14 protein-coding genes and 1 pseudogene are annotated in these 15,093 nt (G+C 35.2%); 14 read left to right on the top strand and 1 reads right to left on the bottom strand.

Annotation, left to right across the window (positions count from 1 at the left end; translation table 11 throughout):
* Positions 1 to 214 precede the first annotated feature (214 nt).
* The 8 genes and pseudogenes from OVN21_RS06835 (at position 215) to OVN21_RS06800 (ending at position 8,234) form a co-directional block, all read left to right on the top strand.
* A complete protein-coding gene (locus tag OVN21_RS06835; protein WP_267247812.1) occupies positions 215 to 1,039 on the top strand; it encodes a glycerophosphodiester phosphodiesterase family protein in 825 nt (274 codons plus the stop codon).
* 31 nt (positions 1,040 to 1,070) lie between these two features.
* Positions 1,071 to 2,132, top strand: a complete 1,062-nt coding sequence (locus OVN21_RS06830) for an extracellular solute-binding protein (protein ID WP_267247811.1) — start codon at positions 1,071 to 1,073, stop codon at positions 2,130 to 2,132.
* 15 nt (positions 2,133 to 2,147) lie between these two features.
* A pseudogene (locus tag OVN21_RS06825) lies at positions 2,148 to 3,150 on the top strand (ABC transporter ATP-binding protein).
* 11 nt (positions 3,151 to 3,161) lie between these two features.
* Positions 3,162 to 4,856, top strand: a complete 1,695-nt coding sequence (locus tag OVN21_RS06820; RefSeq protein ID WP_267247810.1) for an ABC transporter permease — start codon at positions 3,162 to 3,164, stop codon at positions 4,854 to 4,856.
* Position 4,857: 1 nt separating this feature from the next.
* Positions 4,858 to 5,562: an MgtC/SapB family protein gene (locus tag OVN21_RS06815; protein WP_267247809.1), complete on the top strand. Its 705-nt coding sequence runs from the start codon at positions 4,858 to 4,860 to the stop codon at positions 5,560 to 5,562.
* A gap of 40 nt (positions 5,563 to 5,602) precedes the next feature.
* Positions 5,603 to 6,202, top strand: coding sequence for an HAD-IA family hydrolase (locus tag OVN21_RS06810; RefSeq protein WP_267247808.1), 600 nt, complete (start codon positions 5,603 to 5,605; stop codon positions 6,200 to 6,202).
* A gap of 9 nt (positions 6,203 to 6,211) precedes the next feature.
* Complete coding sequence (locus OVN21_RS06805; RefSeq protein ID WP_267247807.1) at positions 6,212 to 6,844, top strand: LacI family DNA-binding transcriptional regulator; 633 nt, start codon at positions 6,212 to 6,214, stop codon at positions 6,842 to 6,844.
* A 46-nt stretch (positions 6,845 to 6,890) separates the two neighbouring features.
* Complete coding sequence (locus OVN21_RS06800) at positions 6,891 to 8,234, top strand: ABC transporter substrate-binding protein (RefSeq protein WP_267247806.1); 1,344 nt, start codon at positions 6,891 to 6,893, stop codon at positions 8,232 to 8,234.
* A 274-nt stretch (positions 8,235 to 8,508) separates the two neighbouring features.
* On the opposite strand, the gene gdhA is transcribed toward OVN21_RS06800, so the two are convergent.
* On the bottom strand, positions 8,509 to 9,855 hold the full coding sequence (gene gdhA / locus OVN21_RS06795; protein ID WP_267247805.1) for an NADP-specific glutamate dehydrogenase: 1,347 nt from the start codon (positions 9,853 to 9,855) through the stop codon (positions 8,509 to 8,511).
* A gap of 234 nt (positions 9,856 to 10,089) precedes the next feature.
* Between gdhA and OVN21_RS06790 the strand changes: the two genes are divergently transcribed.
* From OVN21_RS06790 to OVN21_RS06765, 6 genes are all read left to right on the top strand, one after another.
* Positions 10,090 to 11,025, top strand: coding sequence for a dihydroorotate oxidase (locus OVN21_RS06790; protein WP_267247804.1), 936 nt, complete (start codon positions 10,090 to 10,092; stop codon positions 11,023 to 11,025).
* A 32-nt stretch (positions 11,026 to 11,057) separates the two neighbouring features.
* Entirely contained in the window at positions 11,058 to 12,092 is a 1,035-nt protein-coding gene (gene holA / locus OVN21_RS06785; protein ID WP_267247803.1) for a DNA polymerase III subunit delta, read from the top strand.
* 72 nt (positions 12,093 to 12,164) lie between these two features.
* Positions 12,165 to 12,770 carry a superoxide dismutase SodA gene (gene sodA / locus OVN21_RS06780; protein ID WP_267247802.1) on the top strand — a complete coding sequence of 202 codons (606 nt, stop codon included), beginning with the start codon at positions 12,165 to 12,167 and terminating at the stop codon, positions 12,768 to 12,770.
* Between the two features lie 156 nt (positions 12,771 to 12,926).
* Complete coding sequence (locus OVN21_RS06775; protein ID WP_267247801.1) at positions 12,927 to 13,457, top strand: YutD family protein; 531 nt, start codon at positions 12,927 to 12,929, stop codon at positions 13,455 to 13,457.
* Positions 13,458 to 13,477: 20 nt separating this feature from the next.
* Positions 13,478 to 14,563, top strand: a complete 1,086-nt coding sequence (gene rlmN, locus OVN21_RS06770) for a 23S rRNA (adenine(2503)-C(2))-methyltransferase RlmN (RefSeq protein WP_267247800.1) — start codon at positions 13,478 to 13,480, stop codon at positions 14,561 to 14,563.
* Between the two features lies 1 nt (position 14,564).
* Positions 14,565 to 15,035, top strand: coding sequence for a VanZ family protein (locus tag OVN21_RS06765; RefSeq protein WP_267247799.1), 471 nt, complete (start codon positions 14,565 to 14,567; stop codon positions 15,033 to 15,035).
* Positions 15,036 to 15,093 lie beyond the last annotated feature (58 nt).

Below are 15,093 nucleotides of genomic sequence, written 5' to 3'. Positions count from 1 at the left end.
GAGCAATAAGTGGTAAAAATAAGACAGTAACCTCAGAATAGCTACTGTCTTATCTCTTTTTTACTTAAAGCTCTTGTTATACTTGACAAATGGTAGAAAAGATGCCTGGGAAATCGCTAGGGAGTTGGCAAAATTGACACGTTCCATTTTTTAGTTGACACGTTCAAAGAAATCGGTTACAATGTATTTATAAATAAAGTTAGGAGAAAATGATGTGAACTTATTAAAAAAGTGTTATGAGAAAAATGGCATCTTAATTGCAGCTCACCGTGGTACTAATGGAGGAAATATTCTTCAAAATACTTCAAAAGCCTACTTGAATTCAATAAGACATAAAGCTGATATGTTCGAGGTTGATGTAATTCGTTCAAAAGATGGAAAGTTTTTTGCTTTTCATGATGGACAAGAACCTTTAGTGTTCGGTGAAAAGATAGATATTCGAACTCTAACTTCTGATGAAATAGAAAAGAAGACTTGTTATAATTCACTTAATGAACCTATTTTGCAAAAGGTTGAAAAAATTTCCGATATATTAGAAAAATTTGAGGGGAAATCTTTAATTAATATTGATAGAAGTTGGTTCTATTGGGATACTTTTTTAGAAAAGTTAAAAACATATTCATCTTTAGATCAAATTCTTTTAAAGTCACCTGTAAAGATTGAATTATTAGAGATTCTCAGAGACTCGGGTTTAGATGTTATGTATATGCCGATTATAAAGACTATTGATGATTTGGAAACAGTCCTTTCTTTTGAAGGAATCAAAACTGTTGCTGCTGAACTTGTTTTTGAAGATTTAGATAATCCAATAGTAAGTGAGGAAGTAATTAATAGATTACACGATAAAGGTTTATTAATTTGGGCTAATGCTTTAACTTTAAGCGACTCTATAATACTTTCGGCTAAGATTGATGATGATTCAGCTATTGAAGGAAATGGTGAGTCTTGGGGTAAGTTGGTCTCAATGGGATTTGATATTATTCAAACAGATTGGCCATTACTACTTTATTACTATTTAACTGAAAATAATAAAAAATAAAAATATAAAATAATAAATAAGGAGAACAACCATGTTCAAAAATTTCAAAAAAATCGTATTTGCGTCTACAATTGTATTACTTGCAGCTTGCTCAAATAATACCTCAACTGTTTCAAATTCTGCTGATGAAGGAACTGTTGATAAATCACAGGAAATTGTTATCTATACTAATTCAGCATCTAATGGACGTTCAGAATGGCTTCAAACTAAAGCTGCAGAACAGGGTTATAAACTTCGTTTAGTTGATATTTCTGGCGGAGAGCTGGCAGACCGCCTGATTGCTGAAAAAAACAATGCTGTTGCTGATATGGTATTTGGACTAAATAAATTAGAGTTTAACCGTATTAAAGTAGAAGATTTGCTTGTTAAATATTCACCAAAATGGGCTGATGAAGTTGATACCACTTTAGGTGATAGTGATGGTTACTATTCTCCAATTGTTAATCAGCCATTAGTATTAATTGGAAATAAGAACGTTAACATGCCATCTGATTGGACAGATTTAACTGATTCATCTTATAAAGGAAAATATGGTATTTATAAATTAAGTACTGGTACATCAAAGAATATTTTTGCAAGTATTGTTTCACGATATAGAGATGATAAAGGAGAATTAGGTATTTCTGAAGAAGGTTGGAAAGTTGCAAAAGCTTATCTTAAAAATGCTCACGTTTTTACAGAAGGTGAGGACCACATTTCTTCAGTTATGGATGATAACAACGAACTAAATTACAGTATGATGTGGGGTTCAGGTGTTCTTCAAAATGAACAAGAACGTGGTTATAAATTCCAAGTAATGTCACCTAAAGTTGGTGTTCCATATGTGACAGAGCAGGTCGGTATCTTAAATACAAGCAAGAAACAAGCATTATTGAAAGAGTTTGTAGACTGGTTTGGCTCTGCAGAAGTCCAAAAAGAATGGTCTGACAAGTTTGGTAGTATTCCAGCAAATAAAAAAGCATTGGAACAAGCAAAAGATGAACTCAAAGAGTTTTCAAATAGTGTAAAGCCACAAGAACTTGACTGGGAATTTATTGGTAAAAACATTGATTCTTGGATTGAAAAGGCACAGCTTGAATTTGTTGAACAATAATAGTTAGGATTAATAATGATTACTTTTAAAGATATTCAAATTAAATATAATGATTTTATTGCTATTGATAATCTCAATTTAACCATAAATGAGGAGAGTTTTTCACATTTTTAGGTCCAAGTGGATGTGGTAAATCAACAACACTACGCGCTTTGGTTGGTTTTCTTGAACCATCTAATGGACAGATTCTTGTTGACGGCAAAGATATTACTAATTTAGAGCCTGAAAACGTGAAATTGGAATTGTATTCCAAAGTTATGCACTATTTCCAACAATGACTGTTTTTGATAATATTGCTTTTGGATTAAAAGTAAAAAAAGTTTCGGATGAAATTATTAAAGCAAAAGTTAATGAAATTGCAAAAAAAATCAATATTTCAGATGAACAACTAAGTCGAAATATTTCAGAATTATCAGGGGGGCAGCAACAACGTGTTGCATTAGCTCGTGCTCTAGTTCTTGAGCCAAAGATTTTGTGCCTTGATGAGCCATTATCAAATTTGGATGCTAAATTACGTATCTCACTAAGAAAAGAATTGAAACGCTTGCAAAAAGAACTTGGTATTACAACGCTTTATGTCACCCATGATCAAGAGGAAGCTTTAACTTTGTCAGATCGTATTGCTGTATTTAATAATGGTTTTATTGAACAAGTAGGAACACCGTACGATATTTATAATCAATCTGAAACAGAATTTGTCTGTGATTTTATTGGTTCTATTAACAAAATTAGTAAAGAAATTCTTGATAAATTACAAGGCGAAAATACATATTTTAAAGATTTAGAAGGATATATTCGTCTTGAACGAGTGAAGTTAGAGAGAACGTCTCCGCAGGATTTATCTATTACGGGAGTTATTAGTGACATTGAATTTAACGGTGTATTAATTAAATATAAAGTAGATTTTTCAAACGACGAAAGTATTCATATTATAGAAAAAAATGATGGTCTTTCTCGACATGTTATAGAAGAAGAAATCAAGATGTACATTAATCCTCGTGATGTAATGCAATTTTAAGGAGATAGTACATGAGAAAGAGACTTAACTGGAAAGATTGGCTCATACGATTAGGAATTATTTGGCTGATCTTTACCTTGATTATTTATCCAAATATTGAACTGTTATCTGGAGTTTTTTATAAAAATGGTTCGTTTACTCTAGATGCATTTAATAAAATTATTCGCTCTGAAAGAGCGATGAGCAGTATATTTAATAGTTTTATTCTAGCTATTTCAATGGTATTTACTGTAAATATTGTTGGTACTTTAATTGTTCTACTCACAGAATATTGGGATATCAAAGGAGCTAAAATTCTAAAATTAGGATATATGAGTTCTTTGGTATATGGTGGTATAGTCTTAGCAACTGGATACAAATTTGTATATGGAGCTAATGGTATTGTAACCAAAACATTGACAAGTATAATTCCTGGTCTCGCTTCAAACTGGTTCCAAGGATTTGGCGCAGTTTTATTCATTATGACATTTGCGTGTACGTCGAATCATATTATGTTTTTAACTAATGCAGTTCGTAGTGTCGATTATCATACGATTGAAGCAGCAAAAAATATGGGTGCTAGTCCATTAAAGGTTTTCTTTAAAGTTGTGTTTCCGACTTTTAAACCAACTTTATTTGCCTTGACTATTTTAACATTTTTGACAGGTCTATCAGCGGTATCGGCACCATTGATTGTAGGTGGAAAAAATTTCCAAACTATTAATCCATTAATTATTAGTTTTGCGAAAACCACAAGTTCAAGAGATTTGGCTGCATTACTAGCAATTATGCTTGGATTAGCTACTATAATTTTATTAACTCTTCTAAATAGAGTTGAAAAAGGTGGTAATTACGTATCTGTGTCAAAAACGAAAGCCAGTCTAAAGAAACAGGTAATTTCTTCACCAATATGGAATATTGTTGTTCATATAATAGCATATATATTATTTTTAATCTATATGCTTCCAATAGTACTGATTATTCTGTATTCATTTACTGATTCGTTAACTATAAAGACCGGTAGTCTAGATTTTTCAAAATTCACTTTAGCAAACTATGCAAATTTATTCACGGATGCTCAATCATTTCGTCCATACCTTGTCAGTGTGGTTTACGCTATAGTTGCTGCTGTTCTTGCTACAATTATTGCAATTATAATTTCGCGTATAGTTCACAAAAATAAGACTAAGTTTGATAAATTTTTTGAATATGGTGCACTAATTCCATGGATTTTACCTGGTACATTGATTGCATTAGGGTTGATGTTTACTTTTAACTCTCCACATCTAATTTTATTTAATATAGTTTTAGTAGGTACGGTATTTATTTTGCTTATAGCTTACACTATTCAAAAGTTACCATTCTCTTACAGAATGATTCGTGCAGTGTTTTTCAGTATTGATAATGACATGGAAGAAGCTGCTCGTAGTATGGGAGCATCTAGTTTCTATACAATGGTAAGAGTAATTATACCTTACATTCTTCCAGTAGTTTTATCAGTTGTTGTATTAAACTTTAATTCACTACTTTCCGATTATGATTTATCAGTCTTTTTATATCATCCACTTTTCCAACCACTTGGGATTGTAATTAAACAGTCAACTGATGAAACGGCAACATTGAATGCTCAAGCTATGATGTTTGTTTATTCTGTAATTTTGATGATCATGTCTAGTGCAGCATTATATTTATCAAGCTTATTCCAAGGCAAGCGAGGCAAGAGATAGAATGAATCTTGTACACGAACTAAGTGTTTGGGAAATACTTCTTAGGTGCTTTTTAGCGATTCTTTTTGGTGGCATTGTTGGCTATGAACGAGGGGTCAAAAACCAGGCAGCGGGGATTAGAACCTACTTACTAGTTTGTTTAGGGGCTTGTGTTGTCATGATGACAAATCAATTTATCATAAGTCGTTATGGAAGTAGCGATCCTAGTCGAATGGGAGCTCAGGTCATTAGTGGCTTGGGCTTCCTTGGAGCAGGGACTATCATGGTAACGAATCACTCTAAAGTTAAAGGTTTAACTACTGCTGCTGGGTTATGGTCATCAGCTGCAATTGGATTAGCAATTGGTATTGGTTTTTATGAAGGAGCAATTTTAGCTGGACTTATACTTATAGCAGTTTTAACTTTATTTACCCCATTAAAGGATTATTTAAACTCAAAAACAAAAATTGCTGATTATTACCTAGTATTTAGCTCTTTAGAAGGTTATAACCGTCTACTAATTTTTCTAAATACTTCAGGGATCAAGATTTTGGAAATTCAAAATGGAATTGGTAATCTTGATGAAGAACGTCAATTAAATAAAATTAAATCTACAAAAGTATCTTGCTATTTATCTTTGAAGCTAAATGAATCTTTTGAACATATAAAAATGCTTGAAGAGATGCATAATATTGCTGGTGTGATTTATGTTGAAGAAATTAGGTAAGGGAGACTTTGTCTAATTTTTTCTATATAAGGAGAAGAAAATGAATATCATTTTTGATTTAGGAAATGTATTGATTGAATGGAATAAAGACAAAATTCTGTCTAAAATATGTAAAAACGAATATGAGTTTAAACTTTTTGATGACATTGTCTTCCAATCTAACTTGTGGTATGATTTAGATAGTGGTAAAATTAGTTTAGAATTATTGGAGAATCTTTTATTACAAGAAATGGGAAACGAGTATAAGAATCAAATTCATGAATTGACTTGGAATTGGTTTACCTATGTTGATACGTATGATGAAGTATATGATCTTATGAAAAAGTTGAAAAAGAAAAATAACAAACTTTATGTTTTATCAAATACTTCCTCAATTTTTTATATTTTGTTAGAAACATCTTTGTCAGATATTGCAACTCTATTAGATTGGTATATTATATCATGCGATGTTAAACAAATGAAACCTTATAAAGAAATCTATTTGTCTTTAGTTAAAAAATATGAATTGAATATACAGGAATGTATATTTTTAGATGACTTAAAGGAAAATGTAGAAGCAGCAAGAAGACTAGGAATTAAAGCATTTCAAGTAAAAGAGAGAAAATATATATCAAGTATTTTAAAAACTCTTTTAATTTAGAGGTTATTTATGGTTACGATTAAAGATATTGCGAGAGAATCTGGAGTTTCACACGGGACAGTATCAAACGTATTGAACAATAAAGGGAACGTTTCAGCCGCTAAAATTCGATTAGTAGAAGAGACAGCCAAAAGATTAGGGTATAATGTTAATTCACAAGCACAGTTTCTTCGAAAAGGTACAACCAATAAATGTTTTTTTATATTATTTAATAATGCAAGAAATAAGTATGCAGAATATCTTGAAGAAATAGAGCAGATTTCTTTGGAAGTCGAATATGTCTTTTTACATAAATTTTCAGAAATTAAAGATAAATTTTCATCTATATTAAGCGAAAATCCCAAATTCATAATTTGCTTAGGTTTTTCTCCACGAGGCTATATTGATGCTGAGGAATCAATACCATTATTTGAAGTAGATACGTATCCATCAGAAAATACACTTGCTTCGTTTGATAGCCAGAAAATTTTAGAAAATGTAAAAAGGATAATACATGATGTAAATCTATCTAGTTTGTACTTCATTTCATTAAGTAGTGATAAAAATACTTCACTATTTGAATATTTATCAGGACATTTTAAAAATTCTAATCATGCTCAAGTTCAGGAACGAATGCAATTATTATCCTTGTACCCTCTTTGAAAAAATTGTCAAAAAAGATTGTATTTTTGTCGACGACGAGGAATTAATGCATGGATTATTGGATATATTTGATTGGTTTAATTTGTTTGATAGACCTCAAATTTGTCTTATTGGTTCTCAGGAATGGATTAAAAAGTCTGGCCTTGACTATATAGATTTAGATTATAGAATTTTAGCTCACGCTACTGTAGAGAATCTTGATACTGGAAATATCAAAATTGTTTCAGTTAAAGATTATAAACGACCAATTCAAAATGTTTTTGAAAGAAATAGTGGAGAATTGAGATTGCTTACAGTTCATTCACCAATGAATAGAGCTCTAGAAATATTATCCGAAAAATATCTACAGATAACAGGTAAGGATATTAAGATTTTTGAAAAAACTTATGAGGAGTTATTGAGCATAGTTGAATCTGGTGAAACTTTATCAGACTTTGATTTGATTCGAATGGATATGGCTTGGCTTCCTACGTTCGGTAAACAGTATTTTAAAGATATTACAGCGTTTTCTCAAACAAAAAAGATAAATCAGAGTATTTCTAAGTCAGTTTCTAGAGAATATATGTATATTGACAATCAACAGTACACTTTTCCTCTAGATGTTAGTTGTCAGATTTTAGTATATAGAAAAGATTTATTTGAGAATTCTTTATTACAGAGAAGATACTTTGAAAAAGAAAGAAGAAAATTATCTGTACCATCAACTTTTCAGGAGTTTGATGAAATAAGTAAATTTTTCACAGTTTCAGAAACTCCTTCTTCACCAACTCTTTATGGTCATAGTTTAGCCTTAAGTTCTCCAGTGCGTGCTGCTTGTGAGTTTATTCCACGTTTTCGTGAGCGCTTAGCATTATCTCAAATGAGTTTTTCTGTGTTACCTCAAGTCCAATCGGATTATGAGAAAAGCTATCTATATACCGATAAAACATTGGACTCTTCGTGGGATAATTTTGTTACAAATTTGAATACTGGTCGAACTGCAATGGAAATAATTTTTTCTAACTATAGTAGTCCCTTATTTGATGGTCTAAATGCTTCATCTCAATTTGAATTTGCAACTACAACTATACCAGGAAATGCTCCTATGATTGGTGGAGGTTCTATTGGTATAACGAAAGATTCTAATCAAATAGAAGAATGTTTAGACTTCATTAATTGGTTGTATTCAGAGGATATTTCTAATCTATTAACATCCTTAGGGGGATTTATACCTTCTATATATGTGATGAAAAATCGAAAATTACAGTTTCAATATCCTTGGCTAACAAGTTTAGAAGATACTTTCAACATTGGAAGTCGAACAAAATGGTATGGTTATAGCACTGACTTTAAGTTTGAACAGATGTTGGGTAAAGAATTAATTGACAACATTAAAGAAAAATATAGTTAAATCTTTCTAGTGTAATCAGACAATGTATCTAAAATACAACAGAAATAAACCAAAATTACTTCAAGTATTGGAGTTAGTGGAAGTTAATTTAAATTAGTATTGATTATATTTTACATAATATGCGTTTCTAAAAATAAAATGTAATCTCTAACTTTATAAGTAATTATTTTAAATAAATTACATTGCGAAATCTCGGCTTAGCAAGGTTTTGAGCAATGTCAAAAAGGCAACAACTGTTTAGCTGTTGCCTTTTTGATGACCTTTTTTAAAATTATTAAACAATACCTTGGACAATCATAGCATTGGCTACGTTTTCGAAGGCAGCGATATTTGCTCCTGCAAGGTAGTCAGTACCAAGACTGTATGTTTCAGCAGTTGTTTTAGCTGTGTTGAAGATGTTTGTCATGATGTCTTTGAGACGGCCATCAACTTCTTCACGAGTCCATGAGAGGCGAAGGCTGTTTTGGCTCATTTCAAGTGCAGATACAGCCACACCACCAGCGTTGGCAGCTTTAGCAGGTCCGTAAAGGATTCCGTTTTCTTTGTAGACTTTAATCGCATCAAGGTCACTCGGCATGTTGGCACCTTCAGATACACAGATAACGCCTTGAGCAACCAAGCGCTTAGCTGCGTCACCGTTGATTTCGTTTTGAGTCGCACATGGAAGAGCGATGTCGTAGTTCCCAGCGTAAGTCCATACAGAACCTTCATGGTAAGTAGCAGTTGCTTTCTCAGCTGCATATTCAGTCAAACGAGCACGACGGTTATTCTTCACATCTGCTAGTAGGTCGAAGTCGATACCATTTTCGTCGATGATATAACCGTTTGAGTCAGATACAGAGATAACAGTTGCACCGAGTTCAGTCGCTTTTTGAAGCGCGTATTGAGCAACGTTACCAGAACCTGAAATCACAACTTTCTTACCAGCAAAGCTGTTACCGTTGGCTTTGAGCATTTCTTCAGTATAGTAAACCAAACCGTAACCAGTTGCTTCTGGACGAATCAAGCTACCACCGAATCCAAGAGGTTTACCAGTCAAGACACCCGCATCAAATTGGTTAAGACGTTTGTATTGTCCGTAAAGGTAACCAATTTCACGTCCACCAACACCGATATCGCCAGCTGGGACGTCAAGAGATGGTCCGATGTATTTTTGCAATTCAGTCATGAAACTTTGACAGAAGCGCATCACTTCGGCATCTGTTTTACCCTTAGGATCGAAGTCTGATCCACCTTTACCTCCACCGATAGGAAGTCCAGTCAAGACGTTTTTAAAGATTTGTTCAAATCCGAGGAATTTCAAAATCCCTTGGTTTACAGTTGGGTGGAAACGAAGTCCACCTTTATATGGTCCAACAGCTGAGTTGAATTGAACACGGTAACCGCGGTTTACTTGAATGTTTCCATCACGGTCAACCCAAGGAACACGGAAAGAAATTACGCGTTCTGGCTCAGTAATACGTGCCAAGATATTTTCTTCGATATACTCAGGATGTTTTTCAAATACAGGTTCCAAAGTGCTGAAGAATTCTTCAACCGCCTGGAGAAATTCAGCCTCATGCCCATTACGAGCTGTTACAGTTTCAAACACGCTTTGGATATATTCTTTAGCAGATGTCATATTGTTCTCCTTTTGTTGTCATATTTTATTACATGAACCATTATAGCAGAAAATTTTTTCAGTGTAAAGAAAAAACACAAATTTTCTAAAAATTCTATCAATTTTGTTTTGTTTGGTTTCAGATTTTCTTGAACTGATAAAAAACGAACCTTTTCTTGGAAATAACTTTTCAAAGAGAAATTGTGAAAATATGGTATAATATTAGCAATAAAAGGAATCTGGAGGATCAGAATCATGGTATCAACGAAAACACAAATAGCTGGCTTTGAATTTGACAATTGCTTGATGAATGCAGCAGGAGTTGCTTGTATGACGATAGAGGAGCTGGAAAGAGTTAAAAATTCAGCGGCGGGAACCTTTGTCACAAAGACAGCGACCTTGGACTTTCGTCAGGGAAATCCTGAGCCACGCTACCAAGATGTTCCACTTGGTTCCATCAACTCCATGGGATTACCGAATAATGGCTTAGACTATTATTTGGACTATCTTTTGGATTTGCAGGAAAAAGAGCCGAACCGAACTTTCTTCTTATCTCTGGTCGGCATGTCTCCAGAGGAAACCTATACTCTCTTGAAAAAAGTCCAAGAGAGTGACTTCCGTGGTCTGACTGAGCTCAACCTCTCCTGTCCAAATGTTCCAGGTAAACCTCAGATTGCCTATGATTTTGAGACAACAGAACGGATTTTGTCAGAAGTATTTGCCTACTTTACCAAACCTCTTGGAATCAAGTTGCCACCATATTTTGATATTGTTCACTTTGATCAAGCGGCAGCTATTTTCAACAAGTATCCGCTCAAGTTTGTCAACTGTATTAACTCTATCGGGAACGGCCTTTATATAGAAGATGAGTCGGTCGTTATTCATCCTAAAAATGGTTTTGGTGGCATTGGTGGAGAGTATATCAAACCGACTGCTCTTGCTAATGTTCATGCTTTCTACCAACGCTTAAATCCTCAAATCCAAATCATCGGAACAGGTGGCGTTCTGACTGGTCGAGATGCCTTTGAACATATCCTCTGTGGAGCGAGGATGGTGCAAGTAGGAACTACTCTACATAAAGAAGGCGTCGGTGCTTTTGAACGCATTACCAATGAACTAAAAGCAATCATGGCGGAAAAAGGGTATGAGAGCTTAGAAGGTTTCTGTGGGAAATTGTGCTATATTGATTAAAGTTATTAAAAAATCAGAAGAAAGGAGAGAAGATGCTTGCCATTGAAGAGAGTCAGAAGTTGACTCTATCAAATCTATCTAGTCTGAGCCTTTTTACAGGGACAGACCAAGGTCAGTTCGAAGTTATGAAGAGTCAAGTGTTGAAGCAGATTGGCTATGACCCAGCCGATCTAAACTTTGCTTACTTTGATATGAAAGAAGTGTCTTATAAGGACTTAGAACTAGAGTTGGTTAGTCTCCCTTTCTTTGCGGATGAGAAAATCGTGATATTAGACCATTTTGTCGATATCACAACTGCTAAAAAGCGATTTTTATCAGATGATGAGCTCAAGTCATTTGAGGAATACCTTGACAACCCTTCACCGACGACTAAACTCTTGATTTTTGCAGAAGGAAAACTGGATAGCAAGAGACGGCTGGTCAAGCTACTCAAACGAGACGCGACTGTCTTTGATGCTATTGAAGCTAAGGAGCAAGAACTGTGCCAGTATTTCCAAAAATGCAGTCAAACACAAGGTTTGCAGTTTGTGGGACAATCCTTTGAAAATCTACTTATCAAATCTGGTTTCCAATTTAGTGAAATCCAGAAAAATCTCCTTTTTTTACAGTCTTATAAGTCCGACGGCGTGATTGAGGAGAAGGACATTGTCGAGGCTATTCCAAGGACCTTGCAGGACAACATTTTTGATTTGACTCAGTTTATTCTGACTAAAAAGATGGATCAGGCGCGCGAATTGGTTAGAGACTTGACCTTGCAAGGGGAAGACGAAATTAAGCTCATAGCTGTCATGTTAGGACAATTTCGAACCTTTACCCAGGTGAAAATTTTATCAGAGACTGGTCAGACGGAATCCCAGATTGCACGTAGTCTGGGAACTTATTTGGGACGCAATCCTAATCCTTATCAAATCAAGTTCGCACTCAGAGATTCGAGAGGGATTTCCTTGAGCTTTCTCAAACAAGCTATCTGTTATTTAATTGAAGCAGACTACCAGATTAAGACAGGTGTCTATGAAAAAGGCTACCTTTTTGAGAGAGCGCTGTTACAGATATCTAGCCAAGCGTAATGAGCATAAAACTTGAAAAAAGAGGATGATTGCGTTATCATTTTCATATAGAAAGAAAAAGAGGTATTACAGATGGCTATTATCTTACCAGATCTTCCATATGCATACGACGCTTTAGAACCATACATCGATGCAGAAACAATGCACTTGCACCATGACAAACACCATCAAACTTATGTCAACAATGCCAATGCAGCTCTTGAAAAACACCCTGAAATCGGTGAAGACCTTGAAACCTTTCTTGCTGATGTAGAATCAATCCCAGCTGATATCCGTCAAGCACTTATCAACAATGGTGGTGGACACTTGAACCATGCTCTTTTCTGGGAACTGATGACTCCTGAAAAAACAGCTCCATCAGCAGAACTTGCAGCAGCAATCGATGAAACTTTTGGTTCATTTGAAGAGTTCCAAGCAGCATTCACTGCGGCAGCAACAACTCGTTTTGGTTCTGGATGGGCATGGTTGGTTGTCAACAAAGAAGGGAAGCTTGAAGTAACTTCAACAGCAAACCAAGATACACCAATTTCAGAAGGTAAAAAACCAATCTTGGGCTTGGACGTTTGGGAACATGCTTACTACGTGAAATACCGCAACGTGCGTCCTGACTACATCAAAGCTTTCTTCTCAGTCATTAACTGGAACAAAGTAGATGAATTGTACGCAGCTGCTAAATAATGATAGTTGGAGGGAAGAATTGTTCTTCTCTTTTTAAGGTTATATTGTTTTGGTCTGACAAAATCGTCAGACTTTTTTCATTTTTATGAGAAACGTGCTAACTACTAGAAATTATGGTAGAATAAGGTATTAAGTAATCGTGAAAAAAGGATATCTATGCGAAAAGAAATTGCACCTGAATTATACAACTATAACAAGTTTCCTGGTCCTGAGTTCCATTTGCATGGGGACAAGGTCGAAACGGAAGGGATAGTTTTTTCCTTGGTGGAAAATATCAAGGTTGCCTTTGATGTGACGGCTTTTAATCAGCGTTTTTCAGAAGTATTAACCAAGTTTGATTATATCGTGGGGGACTGGAGTAATGAACAACTTCGCCTACGAGGTTTTTACAAGGATGACCGAACAGAGGAAAATCTGGAAAAAATCAGTCGTTTACAAGACTATCTTTTAGAGTATTGCAGTTATGGTTGCGCCTATTTTGTTCTAGAAAATGAAGCACCTAAGCGCGCATCATTTGACAAGAAAATGCGCAAGAAGAAAGAAGAAGCGCCTTCTAGAAAAGGAAAGAAAGCGACTCAAACAAAACGAAAACCGAATGCAGAGAAGAAAAATAGACGTCGTCATAAGGACCAAAAGTCTCAGAAAGAGGACAAGGGACAGCGCCATTTTGTCATTCGTCAGAAATAGATAGAGAATAAGGAGAAGAGATGAAACCGTCTATTTATAGTTTAACACGTCAAAACATGCAAGAATGGGTATTAGAACAAGGAGAAAAGAAATTCCGAGCAGACCAAATCTGGGAATGGCTCTATCGTAAACGTGTGCAGTCATTTGAAGAAATGACCAACCTTTCCAAAGGTTTGATTGCTAAACTCAATGAGCAGTTTGTGGTCAATCCATTGAAACAGCGTATCGTTCAAGAGTCTGCTGATGGTACTGTTAAGTATCTTTTCGAGTTGCCAGATGGCATGTTGATTGAGACAGTACTCATGCGTCAACACTACGGTTTGTCAGTCTGTGTGACCACTCAGGTTGGCTGTAATATTGGTTGTACCTTCTGTGCATCAGGCTTGATTAAAAAGCAACGTGACCTCAATAACGGGGAAATCGTAGCACAGATTATGCTAGTTCAGAAATACTTTGATGAACGTGGTCAGGATGAACGTGTCAGCCATATCGTTGTTATGGGAATTGGTGAACCATTTGATAACTACAACAATGTTTTGAATTTTGTCCGTACCATCAATGATGACAAGGGAATGGCTATCGGTGCTCGTCACATTACGGTTTCAACTTCAGGTTTGGCCCATAAAATTCGTGACTTTGCTAATGAAGGCGTACAGGTCAATCTGGCTGTTTCCCTTCACGCTCCCAATAATGAATTGCGTTCAAGCATCATGAAGATTAACCGTGCCTTTCCGATTGAAAAGCTTTTCGCAGCTATTGAGTACTATATCGAAACAACCAATCGCCGTGTGACCTTTGAATACATCATGCTCAATGAAGTCAACGATGGCGTTGAACAAGCCTTGGAATTGGCGGAATTGCTCAAGAATATCAAGAAATTGTCTTACGTAAACTTGATTCCCTATAACCCAGTTAGTGAACATGACCAATATAGCCGTAGTCCTAAAGAACGCGTGATGGCCTTCTACGATACCCTCAAGAAAAAAGGGGTCAACTGTGTTGTTCGTCAAGAACATGGTACTGATATTGATGCAGCTTGTGGGCAATTGCGCTCCAATACAATGAAAGGTGACCGCCAGAAGGCAGTTACAGCGGTAAATCCATAAAATGACTAAAAAAAGAGAATTAATCTTAAGATTGGGAGTGGCTATTTACAGCCTTTGCATTATTTGTGTTTGCTTTACTCCCCAACCTCAGCTTCCTACAGGAGTGGAAACTCCAGGTATTCAAACTTTTGGACGCCTGGTTTTTCTTTTAACTCCCTTAAACTCCCTTTGGAATTTGGGGGAAGTGACCAGTTTGGGACAAGTAATTTGGATCTTTTTACAAAATATCCTCAATGTCTTCTTGCTCTTCCCTCTGGTCTTTCAACTTATCTATTTCTTTCCAAATTTAAGGAAAACAAAAAGAGTTCTTCTTTTCAGTTTTCTAGTGAGTCTTGGAATTGAGTGTACGCAGTTAGTCTTGGACTTTTTCTTTGATTTCAATCGCGTCTTTGAGATTGATGATTTGTGGGCTAATACCTTGGGTGGCTATTTAGCTTGGCTCCTCTATAAACAATTACATAATACTCAATGAAAATCAAAGAGCAAACTAGGAAGCTAGCCGCAAGCTGTACTTGAGTACGGTAAGGCGA

It is taken from the genome of Streptococcus sp. Marseille-Q5986 (genome assembly GCF_946902915.1).
Classification (GTDB): domain Bacteria; phylum Bacillota; class Bacilli; order Lactobacillales; family Streptococcaceae; genus Streptococcus.
Note: the sequence above shows the minus strand (reverse complement) of the source record. Positions and strands in the feature narration are given on the sequence as shown.

Excerpts from the sequence above, each read along its gene's own strand:
- OVN21_RS06830 (WP_267247811.1), top strand. The coding sequence starts at position 1,071 with ATGTTCAAAAATTTCAAAAAAATCGTATTTGCGTCTACAATTGTATTA.
- OVN21_RS06820 (WP_267247810.1), top strand. The coding sequence starts at position 3,162 with ATGAGAAAGAGACTTAACTGGAAAGATTGGCTCATACGATTAGGAATT.
- OVN21_RS06815 (WP_267247809.1), top strand. The coding sequence starts at position 4,858 with ATGAATCTTGTACACGAACTAAGTGTTTGGGAAATACTTCTTAGGTGC.
- OVN21_RS06810 (WP_267247808.1), top strand. The coding sequence starts at position 5,603 with ATGAATATCATTTTTGATTTAGGAAATGTATTGATTGAATGGAATAAA.
- OVN21_RS06805 (WP_267247807.1), top strand. The coding sequence starts at position 6,212 with ATGGTTACGATTAAAGATATTGCGAGAGAATCTGGAGTTTCACACGGG.
- OVN21_RS06800 (WP_267247806.1), top strand. The coding sequence starts at position 6,891 with ATGCATGGATTATTGGATATATTTGATTGGTTTAATTTGTTTGATAGA.
- gdhA (WP_267247805.1), bottom strand. The coding sequence starts at position 9,855 with ATGACATCTGCTAAAGAATATATCCAAAGCGTGTTTGAAACTGTAACA.
- OVN21_RS06790 (WP_267247804.1), top strand. The coding sequence starts at position 10,090 with ATGGTATCAACGAAAACACAAATAGCTGGCTTTGAATTTGACAATTGC.
- holA (WP_267247803.1), top strand. The coding sequence starts at position 11,058 with ATGCTTGCCATTGAAGAGAGTCAGAAGTTGACTCTATCAAATCTATCT.
- sodA (WP_267247802.1), top strand. The coding sequence starts at position 12,165 with ATGGCTATTATCTTACCAGATCTTCCATATGCATACGACGCTTTAGAA.
- OVN21_RS06775 (WP_267247801.1), top strand. The coding sequence starts at position 12,927 with ATGCGAAAAGAAATTGCACCTGAATTATACAACTATAACAAGTTTCCT.
- rlmN (WP_267247800.1), top strand. The coding sequence starts at position 13,478 with ATGAAACCGTCTATTTATAGTTTAACACGTCAAAACATGCAAGAATGG.
- OVN21_RS06765 (WP_267247799.1), top strand. The coding sequence starts at position 14,565 with ATGACTAAAAAAAGAGAATTAATCTTAAGATTGGGAGTGGCTATTTAC.